Genomic DNA, 19,375 nt, shown 5'->3' on the forward strand with positions numbered 1-19,375 from the left:
GGCTGCGCTTGACCACCTCGAACTGGGGATGCCGGATCGAGAGCACGGTCCCTAGCGTGAGTCGGGGCGACATCTGTCACCAGAACCAGCGCCTGCGCTCGAGGGTGCTCAACCGCATCGGAGCAGTCGTGTCCGTGGAGCAGAACAAGAAGGCCGTCGTCGACTACTACCGGACCGCCTTCGGTGGCGACCCGGAGAGGGCAGTCGCGGAGCACGTCGGAGACCGCTACATCCAGCACAATCCCCAGGCCCCGGACGGACCCGACGCGTTCATCGCGTTCGTCCACTACCTGCTCGAGCAGTACCCGGAGCTGGAACTGGACATCAAGCGTGTGATCGGCGAAGGCAGCATGGTGGTCACGCACTCGCACCTCGTCCTCGAGCCTGGCACGCCCGGCCAGGCGGTGGCGGACTTCTTCCGACTCGAAGACGGCAAGGTGGTCGAGCACTGGGACGTCATCCAGGACGTGCCCCAGAGCTCGGCGAACGCCAACGGGATGTTCTAGCGCGGTTTGAGGCCCCACGCCGAAGCCAGCAGCGTGTAGGAGTGGCGACGTTCGGCCGGGTCGTGGATGTTCGTGGTGATGATGAGTTCGTCGGCACCGGCCGAACGGGCTCGGCGGTCGAGGTCTGCCGCCACCTGGTCCGGAGTACCGACTGACACCAGGCCTGCCCACTCCTCGACGGCGGCGCGTTCACCCTCGGACCACGGGTACGCCGCGGCTTCCTCGGGTGACGGCAGGGGGCCGGGACGGCCCGAGCGCAGCCTGAGCATCGAGAGTTCGTTGGCGCGACCCAGCGCCTGGGCGCGTTCCTCGGTCTCGGCGACGATCGCGGCGAGGGCGAGAATGGCGTGCGGCTCGGCCTGCTCGGGCGAGGGCTGGAACATCTCGCGGTAGGACCCGATCACCCCGGCCGGATCGAGGTTGCCGAAGTGGCCGGCGTAAGCGAAACCCGTTCCCAGTGCGGCTGCTGCCTGGCCGCCGTAGGCGCTGGAGCCGAGGATCCACACGGGCGGCAGCGGTACGTCGTCGGGCTGGGCGGAGATGGGCGCGAACGGATGTCCGGCGGGGAATCCCTCCGCGTAGGCGCGCAGTTCGGCGTACTGCTCAGGGAAGTCGTCGGCGGACAGGGCCTCGCGGCTGCGGCGGAGGGCCAGCGCGGTGCGTTGGTCGGTGCCAGGAGCGCGGCCGATGCCGAGGTCGATGCGGCCCGGGTGGAGTCCGGCCAGAACCCGGAAGGTCTCGGCGACCTTGAGCGGCGAGTGGTTCGGCAGCATGATGCCGCCCGAGCCGACCCTGATCGTCGAGGTCGCTGCCGCGACGGCGGCGATCATCACCTCGGGGCTGGAGCTGACCACGCTCGGGATGTTGTGGTGCTCGGCGAGCCAGTACCGGTGGTAACCCGCGGCCTCGGCCGTGCGGGCGAGCTCCAGGGTCTCGTGCAGCGCCTGGGACGGTCGCGTCCCCGTCGGCACCGGCGAAAGGTCGAGCACGGACAGGGGCATCGATTCAGCACTCACGTTGAACGCCAACAGCCACTCCTCCTGACCTATTCCTGCGACGGCAACTCAGGCGCCAGCCCGAAGGCGGCGAAGACCCCGGCATCCTGGAAGACGCGGTTGTGGGTGATGCCGGCCTTGGTGATCGTGAACACGTGAAGCGTATGCAGGCGGTGTACGCCGGTCTCGTCGCCGCAGTACACCGCGATGCCTGGCTGTCCGTTGGCCGCGAGGGGAAAGACCCGCCAGTCCGTACCGCGCAACTCGAAGACGCGCGCCACGAAGCGGACGTAGTTCTCGCGGCCGGCGAACCAGTTGAGGAAGGGCGGCATCTCGAGGATGACGTCCTCGGCGAGCAGCTTCGAGAACGCCACCACATGGGCCTTCTCGAACGCCTCGATGTACTGGTCGACCATCGCCCGGCAGGCCGGATCGTCGGACTCCAGTACGTCGTCCTCGCCGACGGCGGCGTCGGCCAGTTTGGCGCGGGCTCGCTGCAAGGCGCTGTTCACCGCGGCCGGGGAGATCTCGAGCGCCTCGGCGACTTCGGCGGCCGACCAGTCGAGCACGTCGCGGAGGATCAGGACGGCGCGTTGCTTGGCCGGCAGGTACTGCATCGCTGCGATCAGGGCGAGCCTCAGACTGCCGCGTTCTGCGACCACCGTGGCCGGGTCACTCGGATCTGTCCGCATCAGGCCGTCCGGGAACGGCTGCAACCACGGGACTTCCTCGCCGCGGACCAGTGGAGCCTCTGGATCTTCGCCGGGCCCGACCAGGCCCGTGGGCAATGGTCTGCGCTTGCGGCTTTCGAGTGCGTTGAGGCAGGTGTTGGTCGCGATCCGGTAGAGCCAGGTCCGAAGGGACGCGCGCTTCTCGTCGTACCGGTCGAAAGCGCGCCAAGCTCGGACCAGCGTGTCCTGCACGAGGTCCTCGGCGTCGTGGATCGAGCCGAGCATCCGGTAGCAGTGCACGAGCAACTCGGGGCGGAACGGCTCGGTCCGCAGTTCGAAATCCTCACTCGTCACGCCTGTCATCAGAGCACAGCCGAGAACCTCGAGACCGTTCGGCTCTGGTTTCTACGCGGGGTACGGCGTTTCGGCCCGGGCGTCTCGGAGGGCTCGGGCCCACCAGCTGAGATGGTCGAGCAGGAGCCCGGCGGCGTCCGTGGTGGTCGGGTCGACGGGAGTGCCGTCAGGCCCGAAGCAACTGGGGGCCTGGTGGAAGCTGAGGGTTTCGCGGATCGGGACCGCGTGGAGTTCGCCGAAGACGAGGCGGAGTTGCTCCGCCGCGCGGATGCCACCCGAGCGTCCGCCGTACACGATGAAAGCGACGGGCTTCGCGTACCACGGGCGCCGGACCGCGTCGATCGCCGACTTGAGGTCGCCGGGATACGCGTGGTTGTACTCGGGGCTGACGATCACCACGGCGTCCGCTTCCTCGATCCGTGCGGGCAAGGAGGTCAGCGGCGTGGCGGCAAGATCCACCAGCTCGAGTTTGAACTCGTCCCGCTGCTCCACCTGGCGCTGGAACCACTCGGTCGCGACGGTGCCGAAGCCCCCAGGCTCGGTGTTGCGCACGAGCAGCGCCAGGCGGAGCGGATGAACAGTCACTCGATCGAAGGTATTACCTCAAGAAGACTTGAGGTCAAACCGCTCGGGGGCGACTTAGGACACAGCTGCGGAGACTCCCGCCTGCCCCCCGCCGTCGAGCCCGCTAGCCGATCACTTCTGTACGCCGTCGTCGCCTGCGGCGGGCTCGTCGCCGGCGATGGGTTCGGGTGGCAGCGTTGGTGGCTTGCTGGGGTCCAGCGCAGTCTTGGCGGCGCGCATGAGATCGCCCGACTCCGCAGCCGTGGCGGGCTGTGGTGGCTGGGTGACACTTGGCAGCACGCCTACTTGTTGCCAGGCCGTGGTCACGGCGGTCAGTTCGGGAGACGTCGGGCCGTAGAGGGTCTCGGCTGCCGACTGGGTCGCCCGGGCGAAATCCGCGAAGCCGGCGGATTCGGGGAGGCTCCCCGAGGTGATCGTCGCGTACCAGATCTGGCCGGGGGCCTCGTACGCGTTGCCGCCCAGTGCAGTCGCAACCAGGTAGAAGGCGTGGTTGGGGATGCCCGAGTTGAGGTGGACACCGCCGTTGTCGTCGGTGGTCTCGAGGTACGAAGACATGTGGGACGGCTGTGGATCCCGGCCCAGCCGTGGGTCGTCGTACGCGGTCCCTGGTGCGGCGAGCGAGCGCAGCGCGACACCTTGGACGCCGGGCTGGAAGATGCCGGCTCCGATCAGCCAGTCAGCGTCCGCGCTGCTCTGACCGAGGTGGTGCTGCTTGGCGAGTGAGCCGAAAACATCGGAGATGCTCTCGTTCAGGGCGCCCGACTGGCCCTCGTACACGAGGTTCGCGGTGTACTGCGTGACGCCGTGGGTCAACTCGTGGCCGGTGACGTCGATCGAGCCGGTGAAGCCGCGGAAGATCACGCCGTCCCCATCGCCGAACACCATCTGCGCGCCGTCCCAGAACGCGTTCGCGTAGTCCCGGTCGTAGTGGACCGTCGAGATCAACGGCAGACCGGCCCCGTCCACCGAGTCCCGCCCGAAGCACTCGCTGAACATCGTCCAGGTCGCGCCGGTCCCGTCGTACGCCTCATTGATCGCGTCGTCCGAACTGGGATTCCCGCCCTCGGAACGCACCAGCCGCCCCGGCAACGCGGTCTCGTGCTCGGCGTCATGGACCTCGCGCGTCGGCCCGCCGCCCGCCGCCGTCGGTGGGGCGGCAGCGCGACGAGCGCGGAACACAGCGTCGTGCTGGAGGGACTGGCGGTAGCGCGCCCGCAGATTCGGGTCGTCCACGGTCCGCTCGAGGTGCTCGAGCAGGTACGGCGGGACGATGTGATGGACCGTCATGCCCACTGATGGTGCCCTTTCCCGGGCTGCGCAGCAATGAGCGAAATGCGTTAAACTCAGGATATTTGTGGCTACCACCAGAGCATTCAAGAAAGCATCTCTGGGAACCAACGGGCAGAGTTTATCACAAGGGGTTGGAATTGCAGAATCCGGTCCAGGATGAACAAGATCACCTGGCGACTTTCTACGCGACGCTTGACCGTGAGCGGGAGCGTACCGACGGTCGCCTGCGCGACGAGCAGGTCGCCGGCACTCGCAACCGGCAGGCCCTGCACCAGCGCGACGGCCGGATCCGCGACCTCAATGCGCGGCTCGCCCGGCTGAACGCGGCCGAGGAGGGACTCTGCTTCGGACGGCTCGACGACGAGGCCGGCGAGGTGCTGCACATCGGTCGTATCGGGCTGCACGACGATGACTACGAACCGCTGCTGGTGGACTGGCGTGCGCCTGCGGCCAGGCCGTTCTACATCGCGACCGCGGTCGAGAACCACGGGGTCATCCGGCGCCGGCACATCCAGACCCGGCTGCGCAAGGTCGTCGACATCCAGGACGAACAACTCGATCTCGACCGGACCGCGCCGGGCGCGTCGCAACCCGGCCGGGGCGTGGTCGGCGAGGAGATCCTGCTCAGCGCGCTGAACACGAAGCGGACAGGCACGATGGAGTCCATCGTGCGGACGATCCAGGCCGACCAGGACCGCATCATCCGCTCCGAACTCGCCGGCATCCTCGTGGTCCAGGGTGGCCCGGGCACCGGAAAGACCGCGATCGCGCTGCATCGGGCCGCATTCCTGCTGTACACCCATCGTGACCAGCTGGAAAAGCGCGGAATTCTGGTGGTCGGTCCCAATTCCACCTTCCTGAAGTACATCGGCCAGGTGTTGCCGTCGCTCGGCGAGGACGGCGTCCGACTCGTCACGGTCGCGGAGCTCTATCCCGACCTGATCGCGACCCGGCCGGAGTCGCCCGAGGCTGCCGAGGTGAAGGGCCGCGCCGCGATGGCCAACGTGATCGAGAAGGCCGTCGCGGATCGGCAGTGGCTCCCGGCCGAGCCGATCGAGGTGACCGTCGACCGCACCGTACTGCGGCTGGATTCTTCCGTCTGCGGGGACGCACGCGCCAGGGCTCGCGCTCGCGGGCTCACGCACAACCAGGCCCGGCCGTTCTTCGGAAAGGACATCATCGACGCGCTCACCTGCCAGTACGCCGACATCATCGGCGCGGACCCGCTCGGCGGGGAGAACCTGCTGGACGAGTACGACCTGGAGGAGCTCCGCAAGGAGGTCGTCGCCGAGCCCGCGGTCAAGAACCTGCTGCAGCGACTCTGGCCGCTGCTCAGCCCGCAGGACCTTCTGGTCGACCTGTATGGCGACGAGGAGCGGCTGGCCACGGCTGCGCCGCAACTCAGCCCGCTCGACCGTGAACACCTGCTCCGGTACGGCGACGACTGGAGCCCGGCGGATGTCCCCCTGCTCGACGAGGCAGCCGAGCTGCTCGGTGACGACGGGCGCGACGCGGCCCGGGAACGCGCCGACCGAGCGCGGGCGATCGCCTACGCGCAGGGATCGCTGGATGTGCTGACCGGTTCGGGTTCGACCGACTTCGACGAGGACGAGGAGTCGGAGGTGCTGACCGCGAAGGACCTCCTCGACGCCGAGTCGCTGGCGGCGCGCTACGAGGCGGACGACGACCGGACATTGGCCGACCGGGCCGCGGCCGATCGCCGGTGGACCTATGGCCACGTGATCGTCGACGAGGCGCAGGAGTTGTCGCCGATGGCGTGGCGGGCGATCGCGCGGCGCTGCCCGTTACGCTCGATGACGCTGGTCGGGGATGTCGCCCAGACCGGGGCGGCCGGCGGTGGGACGAGTTGGCAGCAAGCGCTCGTGCAGACCTTCGGGGATCGCTGGCGGCTTGCCGAGCTCACGATGAACTACCGCACACCCGCTGAGGTGATGGACCTGGCCGGGCACGTGCTGTCGGAGGTCGACCCGGCAGCGAAGGCGCCCGAGTCGGTGCGATCCACCGGCGTGAAGCCCTGGCACGAGGAAGTCCCGCCGGCGGACCAGGCGCAGTACGTGAGCAAGGTCGCCCGGGAGGAGGTCCAGCACGGGCAGGTCGGGGTGATCACCTCGCGGTCCCGGCTCGAGCTGGTGCAAGAGGCGATCGGCGGTGGGGACGACATCACCGTGCTCACAGTGGCCGGCGCGAAGGGGCTCGAGTTCGACTCCGTCCTGGTGGTCGACCCCGACGGCATCCTGATCGAGTCCCCGCGCGGCCTCCGCGATCTGTACGTCGCGCTCACCCGCTGCACCCAACGCCTCGGCGTGATCGGCCCGCTCCCACCCGTACTGCGAGACGCCCCCGCCTGGGATGACCGGACCGCCGGCACTCACCAACCCGGTTCTGACCTGGCGGGCTGAGCCTGACGGGCTCCCGCCGGCGGAGGTTGGTGAGTGCCGGCGGTCCGCGGGGTCAGTGATCAGCGCAGCATTTCTGTTGGTGCTCGACCTCGAAGGGGATGAGGACGCCACCTGCCGCCGGCTGGACCAGCAGCACCACCTGGCCGTTGCGTCGGATCGGGCGGATGAAGTCGAGAGTGTCGACCAGGGAGTCCTCGTCGACGGGGATTCCGCCGAGGGCCTCCACCTCGTCGATCCCACAGCGCTCACGTAATTCCGCGACCGTCATGACTCCCCGCGCCTGCTCCTGTCCGGGAAACCTGACCAGGCGTCCCGCAGTACCGAGGGCTGTTTCGACGGCGGCGACATAGGCGCCACGGACGAGACGGCTGGGGCCGGCGACCTCTGGTTCGGCGGCGCCGGGGCGGATGATCGCCGAGCCGACCTCGTGCGTCAGGGCCGCCGCGTCGAGATCAGCCGAACCGGTGATCGAGACGGCAAGGTGCGGCCGGTCGCCGCCCGACACCACGTGGGTGCAGGCGACGACCGGTCCGGCAACGGAAGCCAACAGCTCATGCAGAACGTGCTCTGCCTCGAGCGCGTCCCGGCTGTCCGCATCTACGGCGATGATCATTACTTCGGCAGCACCCAGATCGGGTTCGTGTAGAACCACAGGTCGACCCACGGGTCAGCGTCGCCGACCACGTCCAGCTGCGGACCGGCCGGGTCGATCGCTGCGCCGAGGTAGCCGGGCTGCCCGCGGTGTCCGTCGGTGCCGCGGACGCGCACATAGAACGCCTCCTCCGCCTTGCCAAGCGGCAGCACCAGCTCGAACGTGCCGCGCTTGCCGGAGGTGTCCCACTGCTGGACGACCTTGGTATCGGGCGCCTTGAAGGTGTCCCGGTCGCTGACCGCACCCTTGACCGCACCACGGATCGCGTCCACCCGGTTGAGCACCGGAACGAAGTTGGCCCAGTTCGGCATCGTCTGGGTCGTGATCCGGACGACCAGCTCCACCGGACGACCCCGGCGTACCAGCAGCGCACCACCGAGCGGTTCGCCGTACTTCTTGCCGACCTCGCGGACCTCGACCTCTACGCCCTTCACGAGCGCGCCGTGGTCCACCCAGACCCGGCCGTTCCGCAGGCCCTCCATCACGGCCAGGTAGTCGCGACGCTCGGCGCCGACATGCGTCCGGCTGTAGAAGCCGGGCCAGAAGTCACCCGCGAGTGCGTTCACCGTGTTGCCGTAGACGGGATCCATGTAGCGGCCGTCGCGGTCGAACTGGGCCTGGTCCGAACCGTCGGGGCGACGCGAGGTCTCGTTCCAGTTCACGTGCGAGTCGGAGTTCGCGCTGATCCACCACGGCTTGCCCTCGGCCAGCAGGCTGTCCCAGAGACCGCCCACTGTCGCGGTCATCCAGTCGAAGCCACCCCAGGTGCGGTAGCTCTCGGCCGGGTACGCCGGGAACGAGTTCGCGCTGGGCGCGTTGCCGTAGAACCCGCGGGCGTTCGCGGCGCCGATGCCCTTCGGGAGGCCGGCGGCCTGGTGGCCCGGAGCACCCTCGAACCCGACGGCGATCCGCGGGTCGGCGTCGCGCCAGTTGCGGATCTCGTGCGGGCTGTCGACGCCGTTGCGGGCCGGGTGGTTCGCCAGGAACAGGGCGTCCTCGACCCGGCGGCGGTCGACCTGCTGACCGAGCCACTGGATACCCGACACCGCGAGCGCCTCGTTCACCGGGCTGTTGGCACCGGCGTTGTTCACGCTGCCGTCGTAGCTGTTCTCGAACTGCTTCAGTACTTCGACCTCACGCGAGCCCGGGGCGACGAACACCGTGCCGTGCTCGGCGGCCGGGATGTTCCACTCCAGGCCCTGGAAGATCAGCGTGTTCTTCAGTTCGGTCCGAGCCGCCTTGATCTGCGGGTTCACCAGGTCGACACCGATCCGGGCGTGCGTCGCGCCGCCGTGGTCGGTGATGACGAGCCAGTCGAGGCCGAACGCGGCGGCGTGCCGGGCCTGGTCGATCACCCGGTACATGCCGTCGGAGCTGAGCTGGGTGTGGATGTGGTGGTCCCCGGCCAGCCACACCTGCGGACGCTTGCCCTGCTCGAAGATCCAGCCCGGGACGGTCTTGGGCGCCGCGGCGGCAGCGGCCTGCGCGCCGGTGACGGCGAGCGCGGCGGTACCACCGAGGATGCCGGCCGAGCGCAGCAGCGAGCGCCGGGACACCTCGGTCGGCGAGAGCTCGCTGTCCGGGATCGACTGGTCGAGGGCTGCGGTGGTGGCCGCGTCGAGCTCGGTGTTCGGCTGGTGATGATCGTGGTCGTGCCCGTGGGTGTGGCCATGGGTGTGGCCATGCCCGTGACTGTGACCGTGCTGACCGTGCTGATGACCGTGGGAGTGTCCCATCGTGTTTCCTCTCGGATGGCGGAATCCGGCGGGATCATCGCCTTTCCGAGTGACATCGAGGTGTTATTCCGGTGAACCACGTACACCGCCATTCCGCAAAGTTTCCGTGCTTCGCGACCGCGTCGCATTTGCTGGGGGTCGTGGGCCCCAGATAGGGGGTCGCTGGGCCGTAGACAGCCGGTAAGCGCCGAGGCTTGAATAGCGCCTGGGGGAAATCATGGGAAGAAAACTACTTTTCGTTACCGATCGTCACTCCGAGAAGCGCGTCGGGAAGGACCATGGCAATGCGACGCTGGCTGCATTGGCCGGGGTTGCCGTCGGCGTCATCATCGTCCTGCTGGCTTGGCTGGTCGTGCTGATGAACAGAGCCGGTCCGGCCGACAAGGCGGCCACCACGCCGCAGACGACGACTGTCGCCTCAGCGCCGGCAACTGTCGCCACGGTGACCGTCCAGCCGTCCGTGAAGGGCACCACCGCGCCGGCACCGCCAAAGGCTCGCGGCGATGTCCGATCGCTGCCGGCAAACCTGTTCTGCAGGGATCTGAAGGCCAAGGGATACAGCTACGTCGCCGCGATCGACTACTGGCGACTGCACGGCCAACCGAACCAGATGGATGCCGACCGCAACGGAATCCCTTGTGAGACGGTCTATCCGCGCAGCGACATCGGACAGTACTGGGCTGGCCGGGAGATCGGCGGCGCAGCGCCGCTGACAACCGGCCTGCTCTGCCGTGACCTCGCCGCTCGCGGTGCGACCTACGCCCAAACTGTCGCCTATTGGTGGTTCTACGACAGGCCGGCACGCATGGATGCCGACAAGAACGGGATTCCCTGCGAAACGGTCTACTCGGTCGCGACCGTCAACGCGTTCTGGTTCCAGTGAGGCGGTCCCTCCTGGCAGCTTGCCTGGCATGCGCTCTCGTGCTGGCCGTCGGTGGGTTCGTCCTGCTCAGGTCGAACGGAGGTTTCGACCGATCGGCATCCGACAAGTCAGCGGATCCGCTCATTCGTTCGTCCCTGACGACGCCAGGGGTAGTCCAGTCGACGCCCTCGCCGGCCAAACAAGCCCGGCCGACCGCTGCGCCGACTCGGGCCAGCACTCCGGTCCCGCCGGGTGGTCGGTTGCCGGAGGCAAAGGTTCATCTTGTGTTTCCGGTGGGTGGGTGCAAGGCGAGCGCTTCGCAGAGTCATCACGACTATCCGGCATCGGACATCTTCGCGGCTGTGGGGTGCCGGTTCGTCGCGCCGGTGGATGGGCGGGTCGACGAGGTGACCCGGGTCGACTCCTGGAATCCGCGAACCAACGTGGGACGAGACCGCGGCGGACTGTCGGTATCCGTGGTCGGCGTCGACGGGGTCCGGTACTACGGTTCACATCTGTCCCAGGTCGGGACGGACATCAAGCCGGGCCTCCAGGTCCGTGCGGGGCAGACGCTCGGACTGATCGGCAAGACCGGAAGTGCCCGCTTCACGCCGTCGCACCTGCACTTCGGCATCAGTTGGCCCACCGCGGCCGGCAGGTGGTGGATCCGACGAGGCGCAGTCGCGCCGCAACCCTTCCTGGCCGCCTGGCGGCAAGGCAAGTCGACGTCACCTGCCCGAGCGGTTGCCCGGGCCCGGACTTCCTACGGCGTCGATCACGGCTGCCGAGCTTACTGCTGAGGCTCACCGTAGAGGCTGCGGAGGCTCACCGCAGAGTGCTGAAGAAGGTTCGGATGTCGTCAACCAGCAGGTCAGGCGCCTCCAAAGCGGCAAAGTGTCCGCCGCGGTCGAACTCGCTCCAATGCGTGAGGTTGTGCTCACGGTCGAGAATGTGCCGCATCGCCGGATCGGTCGGGAAGACTGCTACGCCCGTAGGGACCTCCGAGCGGCCGGCGACCTGTTCGGCGCGGCGATTCTCGTAGTACAGGTTGGCGGTGGTCGCGCTGGTGTTGGTGAACCAGTAGATCGAGACGTCCGTCAAGAGGTGGCCGAGGGCAACGGCATCCTCGGGGAGTTCCCGGGTCGGGTCGGTCCAGTCGTGGAACTTCTCCAGGATCCAGGCCAGCTGGCCGACTGGGGAATCGCTGAGCGCGAACGACACCGTCTGCGGTTTCGTCGACTGCAGCTCGGTATAGCCCGTGCCGGTCGCGCGAAGGTGTTCGGCCAGGCGCAACTTGGCCTGATCGCGGGCGCTCAGCTCGTCGAAATCCCCTGGCAGTGCGGAGGGAAATGCCAGCCCACCGTTGAGGTGTACGCCAACCACGTGGTCCGAGTCGATCCTGCCGAGCAACGGGGACACCACCGAGCCTGTGTCGCCACCCTGAGCGCCGTACTGCGAATAGCCGAGGCGGGCCATCAACGTGGCCCAGGCGAGGGCGATCCGCTCGTGGTTCCAGCCGGGGTCTTCGAGCGGGACGGAGAACCCGTGTCCGGGGACGGATGGTGCCACCACGTGGAACGCGTCGGCCGGGTTCGCGCCGTACGCGCGCGGGTTCGTCAAGGGCCCGATGACGTCGACGAACTCCGCGACCGAGCCGGGCCAGCCGTGCGTGAGGATCAAAGGCAGCGCAACCGGCTCTGGTGATCGGATGTGCAGGAAGTGGATGGTCTGCTGGTCGATCCAGGTGGTGAACTGCGGGAACTCGTTGAGTCGCGCCTCCCACTCCCGCCAGTCGTAGTCCAGCCACCGCTCGACCACGCGCCGCAGATACTCAATCGGCACCCCCCGCTCCCACTGCGCGGCGGAACCGGCCCCGTCGACCGGCAGTCGACGGGGCCAGCGAACCCGCTCCAGCCGGCCCCGCAGGTCGTCAACCTCCGCTTGCGGAACCTCAACCCGGAACTCCTCGATCACGGCGCCCCCACAACCCTCGGGTCTTCGACCAGCGGTCGCTCGCGTGCTGTGGCGCGAACGCTGGGTCCATCCGGCCAGGCTAGAGAACGGACTGGGCTTCTTGGCGGGATTTCGCCCGAACGTCGTCGATGGTGCGACCCTGCGAGCGGCCGGGCCCGAGCGCGTGGGTCAGAGCTTGGCGTAGTACTCCGGCTTCATCTGGATGAGCTGGACGTAGTTGCCGTCGGGATCGATCAACGTCGCGAACCAGCCGACGCCACGGTCCTCCGGCTCGACCAGCCACTCGACGTTCAGGGTGCGAAGGTGGGTTGCGGTCGCCTCGATGTCCTCGACGGCGAAGTTGATCACGAACCGCCCGGGTTCGGCGGTCCGGTCGGCGACGTCGTCCCGCTTCTCGATCACCAGGCCGAACCCGCCGAGGTTCAGGTTGCCGTAGCCGTCTACCTCGGCGTGGAAGCCGTCGAGGTACCAGGCCTTCAATCGGTCGGGGTCGGTGCTGCCGAGCAACATGCTGTTCAGAACGGGCCTTGCCATCTGTTCGTCTCCTCCGGATCGGAGCTGCCGATCAGCTCACATCCGGTACGTCGGAACCCGTCCGCCCGGCTCGACATCACCGGCAATCGAGCTCAGGAGTTGCCGGGATCGAGGCTTTGGCCACCTACCTCACGAGGCGCGGGAGAACCTGAAACGTCCGCACCGCGGGGATGCTGGGATCGCGGTGCGGACGTCGCTCTGGGGGTATTCCTACATTTTGTTCAGGCGCAATTCAAAGGGGAATTGAGGGCGGCAAGCGAGGGGCAGAGCGCCCGCACTCGCTTGCCGCCGATCAAGGGTCTCAGCGGGGTGCTACATCCCACATGCGCTCGCCGGGCAGGGGGTCGGGGAGACGATCGGTGGCCGGCATCGGGTCGTTGGTGACCCGCAGTCCGGCGAAACGACGGCTCATGGCTTGGGCGTACCGCTCGGCCAACGCCGGCTCGGCGTTGTAGTCGGCGATGACGTGCTCACCGAACCAGACTCGTACGCGTCGGCGCTCAGACGTCTGGGTGGCGGTGGCGGTTATCACTTGTCCTCCAGGCAAATTTCGAGGGGTGGTCGGCCTTGAGACGCGGAGCGAGCGCGGTGCCGGTGCGCCGTGTGTTCACCGTCACGTCAGATCCAACGGACGAGCCGGACGTTAGGTCACGCTCGATTTCTGGGCAGTTGTCCAGAAAACGGAATTGGCCCACGAGCCGGCTCGAACGCATTTTCGGATGTCAATTCATCGGCAATTCACAGACTTTCCTCAGGCACGACACGCCGGGGTGTCGGAAGGACTACGTAGGCTGGACGCGTGACCATCGAAGACGTTGGAACCAAGGCTCTGGCCGTCCCTGACGGGATCGCGCAGGCCACCGGGATCGCCACGGTCCAGACCGAGCAGCTGATCGGGGACGTCGGCGACGCCCTCCGGTTGCTCGACGCCGTGGAGCGCGTCCGCGGACACGCCCACCCGTTGATCCTCGGACTGCAGGACGCGGTCGGCATGAAGATGCCGGCGGCCCTGGTCCTGAGTGCGATCTCCCAGGGCCGCGACACCGCCGACGGCGTCGCCGAGCAGGTCGGCACCACCCCCGGCGAGGCCGAGCTGGCCGTCGCCGAGCTCGAGGCGCTCGGCTTGGTCCGGACTTCGCCACGGTTGCAGGTCACCGGCACCGGCCAGGCCCGCCTGTCCCAGCTGGACGGCCTGACGGTCCGCGTCCTCGACGTGATCACGGGCATCCTCGGCCCGGCCGACGCCGCCCAGCTGGTCCGTCTGCTGCACACCGTCGCTGACGGTCTGGAGACAGCCGCCGTCACCGCGATGACGAGCCAGAGCTCGCACACCGCCCTGAACAACTGACCTGCCGACCTTGTCGAAGCGGCGCGGCCGGCGTCGACGTACCGGATAGAGGCACCGACCGGGTGCCGACCGGTCTGGAGGACAAGATGTTGAAGGACAGCAAGGCATTCAGCGGGTTCGCCGTGGACGACCTCCCGGCGGCGAAGAGCTTCTACACCGAGACGTTGGGCCTCGACGTCACCGAGGAGAACGGCCTGCTCAGGCTGCAGCTCGCCGGCGGCAACGCCGTCCTGGTCTACCCGAAGCCGCAGCACACGCCCGCGGAGTACACGATCCTGAACTTCCCGGTGGACGACATCGACGCCGCCGCCAAGGAGCTGACCGACCGCGGCATCACCTTCGAGCGGTACAGCGACCAGCAGGACGGCCTCGGGATCTACCGGGGCCAGGGCCCGCTGATCGCCTGGTTCAAGGATCCCGCCGGCAACATCTTCTCGATCATCCAGAACTGAACGCCGGGATTGGGTCGTCGTATTTGCCGAGGCGGCTCTCGTAGCGTCTGCCGTCGAGGTAGGGCCAGGCATTCGCGACACAACCGGTTTGCCTGCGCAGGGCAGAAGCGTTCTCGCAGTACGAGGTAGTCAGCGGACGATGACGAGACGTTGGGCCGGGTAGGTGCTTGCGACGAAGCCGAGGGCTCGGTAGAGGGCATCGCCGGCCTGGGTGGCGTGCAACTCGAGCTGACCGACGTCGGTCTCGTCGCGGAACCAGTCGAGCAGGGCGACCACGCAGGCCCGGGCCAGCCCGCGCCGCCGGAACGCGGGTTCGGTGCTGACGTTGTAGACGGTGCCACGCGTGCTGCTCAGATCCTTCGGACTCGGAGCGTGCAGGTTGCAGTGCCCTGCGGCGCCCGCCACCACGCCGGCCTCGGGATCATCGACGACGAACGCGACGAACGTCTGCGGCGAGGCCAGCCCCTCGGTGAAATACCGCACCGCGACGTCTCGCCAGGGTGCGTCCGCACCCCCGATGTCCTCCCCCATCCCCATCGCCTCGAGCATCAGCGCCCTGAGCCGGACCAGGGCCTCGGCGTCGTCCGGCTTGGCCCTTCTCACCTCGATCGCAGTCACGGCACGCATCATGCCGAACTTTTCTCCGCGACAAGGAGTCAGACCCCGTGGACGCCAACAGGGGAGGCGTCCGTCCGCCCTGTTCCCGGCCACCGAGTGGAGCCATGTCCCCGAGCGCGATTAGAGCCAGACGAGCAAAGCCCAGAAGCACCCGGCAGCGATCCGCGTTCGGTGCGGTGCTGCTCGCCGTCCTCGGCGCGGCAGTGCCCGGTACGGCGTACTTGGTGGCTGGGCGGACTCGTCTCGGCGTCCTGGTCACGGGCATCACCGTCTCGGCGCTCGGCGGCGCCGCCTACCTCGGGCTGGCTCGGCGGGACGACGTGATCGCGTGGGCGCTGGACCCGAACCTGCTGCTCTGGATGATCGCCGGGCTCGGGCTGGTGGCACTCGGCTGGGTCGCGATCGTGGTCTCGTCGTACAAGATGTTGCGGCCGTTGCAAGCGGGTCTGGGGGCGCGGCTGTTCGGGTCACTCGTGATCGGGCTGGTGTGCTGCACGATCGCGTCGGGTTCGGCGCTGGGGGCGCAGAACCTGGTGGCACAGCGAAGTCTGGTGCGGAAGGTCTTCGCGGGCGGGCACTCCAAGAGCGCGACCCGGCCGAAGATCGCCGACAAGAAGGACCCGTGGGCGCAACTGCCCCGGCTCAACCTGCTGCTGCTCGGCGCGGATGACGGCGCCGGGCGGGACGGCACCCGGACGGACACCGTGATGGTGGCGAGCATCGACACGAAGACCGGCGACACCGCGTTGATCTCGCTTACCCGCAACTTCATGCGGATGCCGTTCCCGAAGGACTCCCCGCTGCACAAGCAGTTCCCGACCGGCTACTGGGATCCGCGGCTCGGCGACACCGAGCAGATGGAGTACTACCTGGACGCGATGTACCGGAATGTCCCGCGCGACTACGGCGACCTGCTCGGTGAGTCGGACAACAAGGGCGCGGACGTCCTGAAGCTGTCGGTCGGCGAGGCGCTGGGGTTGAAGCTGCACTACTACCTGCAGATCAACCTGTCCGGCTTCGAGCAGATGGTGACCGCACTCGGCGGGATCACCGTGAACATCAACTACAAGGTGCCGATCGGCGGCGACTATGGCGGCCCGGGGCCGGCCGACGACATTCTCCCCAGCGGCTACCTGCAGCCCGGGCCGAACCAGAAGCTGAACGGGCACGACGCGCTGTGGTTCGCGCGCGGCCGGTTCGGCGTCAAAGGCTCGGACATCGCGCGGCAGGAACGTCAGCGCTGCACGATCCAGGCGATCGTCGAGCGGGCGACGCCGCAGAACGTCCTCACGCACTACCAGGAAGTCGCCAAGGCGGGTGAGCAGCTGATTCGCACGGACATCCCGCAGACCATGCTGGGCAACCTGGTCACGCTCGGGCAGAAGGTGAAGTCGGCGAAGATCTCGAACGTCGACCTCGACAAGGAGAAGAACTTCCCGAACGGCCGCAACCCCAACTACGCCGCAATGCGACTGATCGTCGAGAACGCCCTCCATCCGAGGAAGCCGTCGAACACCCCCACCGCCAAGCCGACGGGGAAACCCACGGCAAAGGCCACCGGAAAGTCGTCCGCCCCGGCCGATCTGGCGAGCTCGTGCGCGTACCACCCCGTCTCCGGCTGAGGCGCAGTACGTCGGGACGCCCCTGACCAGAGACCACGTAGCCAGACCACGGCGGCTTGGTCCAGCGCGCGAGGTGACCCGGTCGCCGCCGCGACCTCCCGGCTCGACCCGCCGGGGTGGCGGCACTACCCGGCCCGACCCGCCGGGATGGCGGCACTACCCGGCTCGACCCGCCGGGGTGGCCTCACTACCCGGCCCGACCCGCCGACGCCGCCGCGACTTCCCGTCTCGACCCGCCGGGGTGGCCCCACTACCCGGCCCGACCCGCCGGGATGGCCCCACTACCCGGCCCGACCTGCCGACGCCGCCGCGACTTCCCGGCTCGACCCGCCGGGGTGGCCCCACTACCCGGCCCGACCCGCCGGGGTGGTGGCACTACCCGGCCCGACCCGCCGAAATCACGCCGTCGGTACGGCGGGTCGAGCCGGGTAGTCGGTGGTCGTCGGCGGGTCGACGAGGGAAGTCAGGTGGAGGTCGGCGGGTCGAGCCGGGTAGTCGGGTTCGTCGGTGGGTCGAGGAGGGAGGAAGACGTGGTCAACGGCGGGCGGAGCCGAGCTGGGGTAGCCGCGCTCTCACCGCCCTGGCAGTTCGGTCCGGGGCGGTGGGGACAGGTCGGCTGAAATAGACCGGTCGGCACAGTCCCTGGGCATCGCATGGGTGGAGAACGTGAGGTCGGTGGCTGAAGCCAGCCGAGGCCGTGGTGCAGCTGAATCCGAGCCCAAGCGGAAGGGCCGGACCGCCAACACTCAGTAAGCCGACTCCTGGGTGGCCTTGAGGGCGGTGCCGAGCCTGCGTGGATGGGGTTGGTGGGGTGGCCGTGGCGGAAGGTGAGTGTTGGCGGTCCGCGAGACGCGAAGAGGCGCCGGCGTGGGTGGGTGTGGTTCGTGGAGATTCTCGCCGGGTCGTTGTCGAGGAAGTGCCGCTCGGTGAGGGATCGGAACCGCACGAACTGGCACCGGCGGCCGACGGATCTGTCCGGGTCGCACTCGAATCGGGTTCTCTTGCTCACAATCACGCCTGAAGACGCCGTGGAGTGAGGGGTTTCACTCGCCAGAGGGAGGTGTCATCAGAGCGGGGAGGAGCAGTGTGGTGATGTGACCACAGTGGTGGGACGGAATTCGGCATCGCGGGACGGCCTCAGAACCGCCGGACGGGTTCGGGATGTACTGGCGGTGGGGCGGCCGGCGTTCTGGGTGGTGTCGGTTGTTCCTTACTACGTAGGGATTCTGCTGGCCACACACCGGCTGGTGCCGGCGGTGCAGGATTGGCCGCGGCTGCTCGTTGGCGCTGTGGTGATGGGGCCGTTGTTGTGGTTGGCGGTGCTGGCGATCAACGACGCGTACGACCTGCCCGGCGATCTGCTGAACCCGCGCAAGTCGAAGTCCCCGCTGCTCGACGGGCGAGTCTCGGTCGGGGGCGCCAAGCGGATCGCGCTGGTCGCTGGAATTGCCTCGCTCGCGACAGGCGTCTACGTGGGTGAGGTGTTCATCCTGGGCGTGCTGCTGGCGCTGGTGCTCGGCTGGGCCTACAGCGTTCCACCGGTGCGGTTGAAGACTCGGGCCGGCTTCGACGTCGCGGTGAATTCCCTTGCCTTGGGCGCCTTCGGACCGCTCGCAGGATGGGCCGCGGTGACACCCGACCTCGGCGGATTCCCGTGGCTGATGGCGTTGCAGGGCACATTGGTTGCCGTTGGCCTCTATCTGCCCACGACTCTCGCCGACCTGGAGGCGGATCGCGCTGCCGGATACCAGACGATCGCGGTTCGCCTTGGCGCCGCTACGACGTACCGGCTGGGCTTTGCCGCTTGGATCGCGGCCGCGGGGCTGTCCGTGGTACTGGCCGCTCTCGGCACTGTGATTCCCCGGAGCATGTTGGCGCTGGAAATCGTGATGGTGCCGGTGCTCGTCGCGGCGTACCGGCGGTTGATCGGGCCAGGGCAGACGTTCAAGGGCGTGATCGTGGTCGCGTCGCTGTTCCTCTGCCCGTGCGGCGCGTTCGCTCTCACCTACACGGGGACCCTCTGAAGCCCTCACATCCGCGCAGCCGCGCACGTTCCACAGGTATGGATTTCGACTGGACCCACCTGACGGCGGAACTCGACTCGCTCGGATGCGCGCTGACTCCTCCCCTGCTCACCCCCGCGCAGTGCGCTGAGATCTCAAGCCTGTACGGCGAGGCAGAACGGTTCCGGGCGACCATCGACATGGAGCGCTACCGGTTCGGCTCGGGTCAGTACCGGTACTTCGACCACCCACTCCCGGACGTGGTCGCCGAGCTGAGGGAGTCGCTCTATCCGCACCTGCTGCCGATCGCGCGCGAGTGGGCGACGCGGCTCGGCCGGCCCGCGCCCTGGCCGGACACGCTCACCGACTGGCTCGACGACTGCCACCGGGCGGGGCAGACGCGACCGACGCCGATCCTGCTCAGATACCAGGCGGGTGACTGGAACGCGCTGCATCGCGACCTGTACGGCGACCTGGTGTTCCCGTTGCAGGTGGTGATCGGGCTGGACCGGCCGGGCGTGGATCATGTCGGCGGGGAGTTCCTGCTGGTCGAGCAGCGGCCGCGTGCGCAGTCCCGCGGCACGGTGACCTCCTTGCCGCAAGGTCGCGGGTTGATCTTCACGACAAGGGATCGCCCGGTGAAGTCGTCACGCGGCTGGTCCGCCTCGCCGGTCCGGCACGGCGTGAGCACAGTCCGCTCAGGTCTTCGCCACACCCTCGGCCTGGTGTTCCACGACGCCGCCTGAACCTCCG

Annotated in this window: 19 protein-coding genes; 9 read left to right on the plus strand and 10 right to left on the minus strand. The window is 68.2% G+C overall.

The genetic code is table 11. The annotated features are described in order from the left end of the window. Window positions 1–56: 56 nt before the first annotated feature. Complete coding sequence (locus ABD210_RS14675; RefSeq protein WP_344111852.1) at window positions 57–506, plus strand: nuclear transport factor 2 family protein; 450 nt, start codon at window positions 57–59, stop codon at window positions 504–506. Here the strand turns inward: ABD210_RS14675 and ABD210_RS14680 are convergent. The 4 genes from ABD210_RS14680 to ABD210_RS14695 form a co-directional block, all read right to left on the minus strand. Continuing rightward, the gene (locus tag ABD210_RS14680; RefSeq protein ID WP_344111854.1) at window positions 503–1,534 is read right to left on the minus strand and encodes an LLM class flavin-dependent oxidoreductase; all 1,032 of its coding nucleotides are present in this window, start codon (window positions 1,532–1,534) and stop codon (window positions 503–505) included. The two genes, ABD210_RS14675 and ABD210_RS14680, sit on opposite strands and share 4 nt — an antisense overlap. A gap of 17 nt (window positions 1,535–1,551) precedes the next feature. Further along, window positions 1,552–2,535 (minus strand): sigma-70 family RNA polymerase sigma factor, encoded by a 984-nt coding sequence (locus ABD210_RS14685; RefSeq protein ID WP_344111855.1) that lies wholly within the window; start codon window positions 2,533–2,535, stop codon window positions 1,552–1,554. A gap of 42 nt (window positions 2,536–2,577) precedes the next feature. After that, the gene (locus tag ABD210_RS14690; protein ID WP_344111856.1) at window positions 2,578–3,111 is read right to left on the minus strand and encodes an NADPH-dependent FMN reductase; all 534 of its coding nucleotides are present in this window, start codon (window positions 3,109–3,111) and stop codon (window positions 2,578–2,580) included. 111 nt (window positions 3,112–3,222) lie between these two features. After that, window positions 3,223–4,398, minus strand: a complete 1,176-nt coding sequence (locus tag ABD210_RS14695) for a M4 family metallopeptidase (RefSeq protein ID WP_344111858.1) — start codon at window positions 4,396–4,398, stop codon at window positions 3,223–3,225. Between the two features lie 140 nt (window positions 4,399–4,538). Between ABD210_RS14695 and ABD210_RS14700 the strand changes: the two genes are divergently transcribed. Further along, the gene (locus tag ABD210_RS14700) at window positions 4,539–6,821 is read left to right on the plus strand and encodes a HelD family protein (RefSeq protein WP_344111860.1); all 2,283 of its coding nucleotides are present in this window, start codon (window positions 4,539–4,541) and stop codon (window positions 6,819–6,821) included. 52 nt (window positions 6,822–6,873) lie between these two features. Here the strand turns inward: ABD210_RS14700 and ABD210_RS14705 are convergent, their stop codons facing one another. Next, window positions 6,874–7,434, minus strand: coding sequence for a hypothetical protein (locus ABD210_RS14705; protein WP_344111862.1), 561 nt, complete (start codon window positions 7,432–7,434; stop codon window positions 6,874–6,876). Next, window positions 7,434–9,209: a histidinol-phosphatase gene (locus tag ABD210_RS14710; protein ID WP_344111864.1), complete on the minus strand. Its 1,776-nt coding sequence runs from the start codon at window positions 9,207–9,209 to the stop codon at window positions 7,434–7,436. The genes ABD210_RS14705 and ABD210_RS14710 overlap by 1 nt, the downstream gene beginning before the upstream one ends. A gap of 217 nt (window positions 9,210–9,426) precedes the next feature. Between ABD210_RS14710 and ABD210_RS14715 the strand changes: the two genes are divergently transcribed. Then, window positions 9,427–10,092 (plus strand): hypothetical protein, encoded by a 666-nt coding sequence (locus tag ABD210_RS14715; RefSeq protein ID WP_344111865.1) that lies wholly within the window; start codon window positions 9,427–9,429, stop codon window positions 10,090–10,092. Window positions 10,093–10,355: 263 nt separating this feature from the next. Next, complete coding sequence (locus tag ABD210_RS14720) at window positions 10,356–10,871, plus strand: M23 family metallopeptidase (RefSeq protein ID WP_344111866.1); 516 nt, start codon at window positions 10,356–10,358, stop codon at window positions 10,869–10,871. Window positions 10,872–10,896: 25 nt separating this feature from the next. Here the strand turns inward: ABD210_RS14720 and ABD210_RS14725 are convergent, their stop codons facing one another. From ABD210_RS14725 to ABD210_RS14735, 3 genes are all read right to left on the minus strand, one after another. Next, window positions 10,897–12,045, minus strand: coding sequence for an epoxide hydrolase family protein (locus tag ABD210_RS14725; protein ID WP_344111867.1), 1,149 nt, complete (start codon window positions 12,043–12,045; stop codon window positions 10,897–10,899). A 168-nt stretch (window positions 12,046–12,213) separates the two neighbouring features. Then, window positions 12,214–12,579 carry a VOC family protein gene (locus ABD210_RS14730; RefSeq protein WP_344111869.1) on the minus strand — a complete coding sequence of 122 codons (366 nt, stop codon included), beginning with the start codon at window positions 12,577–12,579 and terminating at the stop codon, window positions 12,214–12,216. 301 nt (window positions 12,580–12,880) lie between these two features. After that, window positions 12,881–13,111 (minus strand): hypothetical protein, encoded by a 231-nt coding sequence (locus ABD210_RS14735; protein WP_344111872.1) that lies wholly within the window; start codon window positions 13,109–13,111, stop codon window positions 12,881–12,883. A 267-nt stretch (window positions 13,112–13,378) separates the two neighbouring features. Between ABD210_RS14735 and ABD210_RS14740 the strand changes: the two genes are divergently transcribed. Both ABD210_RS14740 and ABD210_RS14745 read left to right on the plus strand, forming a co-directional pair. Beyond that, window positions 13,379–13,927 carry a MarR family transcriptional regulator gene (locus tag ABD210_RS14740; protein ID WP_344111874.1) on the plus strand — a complete coding sequence of 183 codons (549 nt, stop codon included), beginning with the start codon at window positions 13,379–13,381 and terminating at the stop codon, window positions 13,925–13,927. An 86-nt stretch (window positions 13,928–14,013) separates the two neighbouring features. Then, a complete protein-coding gene (locus ABD210_RS14745; RefSeq protein ID WP_344111875.1) occupies window positions 14,014–14,379 on the plus strand; it encodes a VOC family protein in 366 nt (121 codons plus the stop codon). Between the two features lie 129 nt (window positions 14,380–14,508). On the opposite strand, the gene ABD210_RS14750 is transcribed toward ABD210_RS14745, so the two are convergent. Beyond that, a complete protein-coding gene (locus ABD210_RS14750; protein ID WP_344111876.1) occupies window positions 14,509–14,997 on the minus strand; it encodes a GNAT family N-acetyltransferase in 489 nt (162 codons plus the stop codon). A gap of 176 nt (window positions 14,998–15,173) precedes the next feature. On the opposite strand from ABD210_RS14750, the gene ABD210_RS14755 reads away from it, so the two are divergent. The 3 genes from ABD210_RS14755 to ABD210_RS14765 all read left to right on the plus strand — a co-directional run bounded on the left by ABD210_RS14755 (window position 15,174) and on the right by ABD210_RS14765 (window position 19,368). Further along, window positions 15,174–16,619 (plus strand): LCP family protein, encoded by a 1,446-nt coding sequence (locus tag ABD210_RS14755; RefSeq protein WP_344111878.1) that lies wholly within the window; start codon window positions 15,174–15,176, stop codon window positions 16,617–16,619. Between the two features lie 1,094 nt (window positions 16,620–17,713). Continuing rightward, window positions 17,714–18,643, plus strand: coding sequence for a UbiA prenyltransferase family protein (locus ABD210_RS14760; protein ID WP_344111879.1), 930 nt, complete (start codon window positions 17,714–17,716; stop codon window positions 18,641–18,643). Window positions 18,644–18,681: 38 nt separating this feature from the next. After that, window positions 18,682–19,368 carry a 2OG-Fe(II) oxygenase gene (locus ABD210_RS14765; RefSeq protein ID WP_344111881.1) on the plus strand — a complete coding sequence of 229 codons (687 nt, stop codon included), beginning with the start codon at window positions 18,682–18,684 and terminating at the stop codon, window positions 19,366–19,368. Window positions 19,369–19,375 lie beyond the last annotated feature (7 nt).

The sequence above is a fragment of the Kribbella alba genome, from assembly GCF_039529635.1.
In the GTDB taxonomy this organism is placed as follows: Bacteria; Actinomycetota; Actinomycetes; order Propionibacteriales; family Kribbellaceae; genus Kribbella; species Kribbella alba.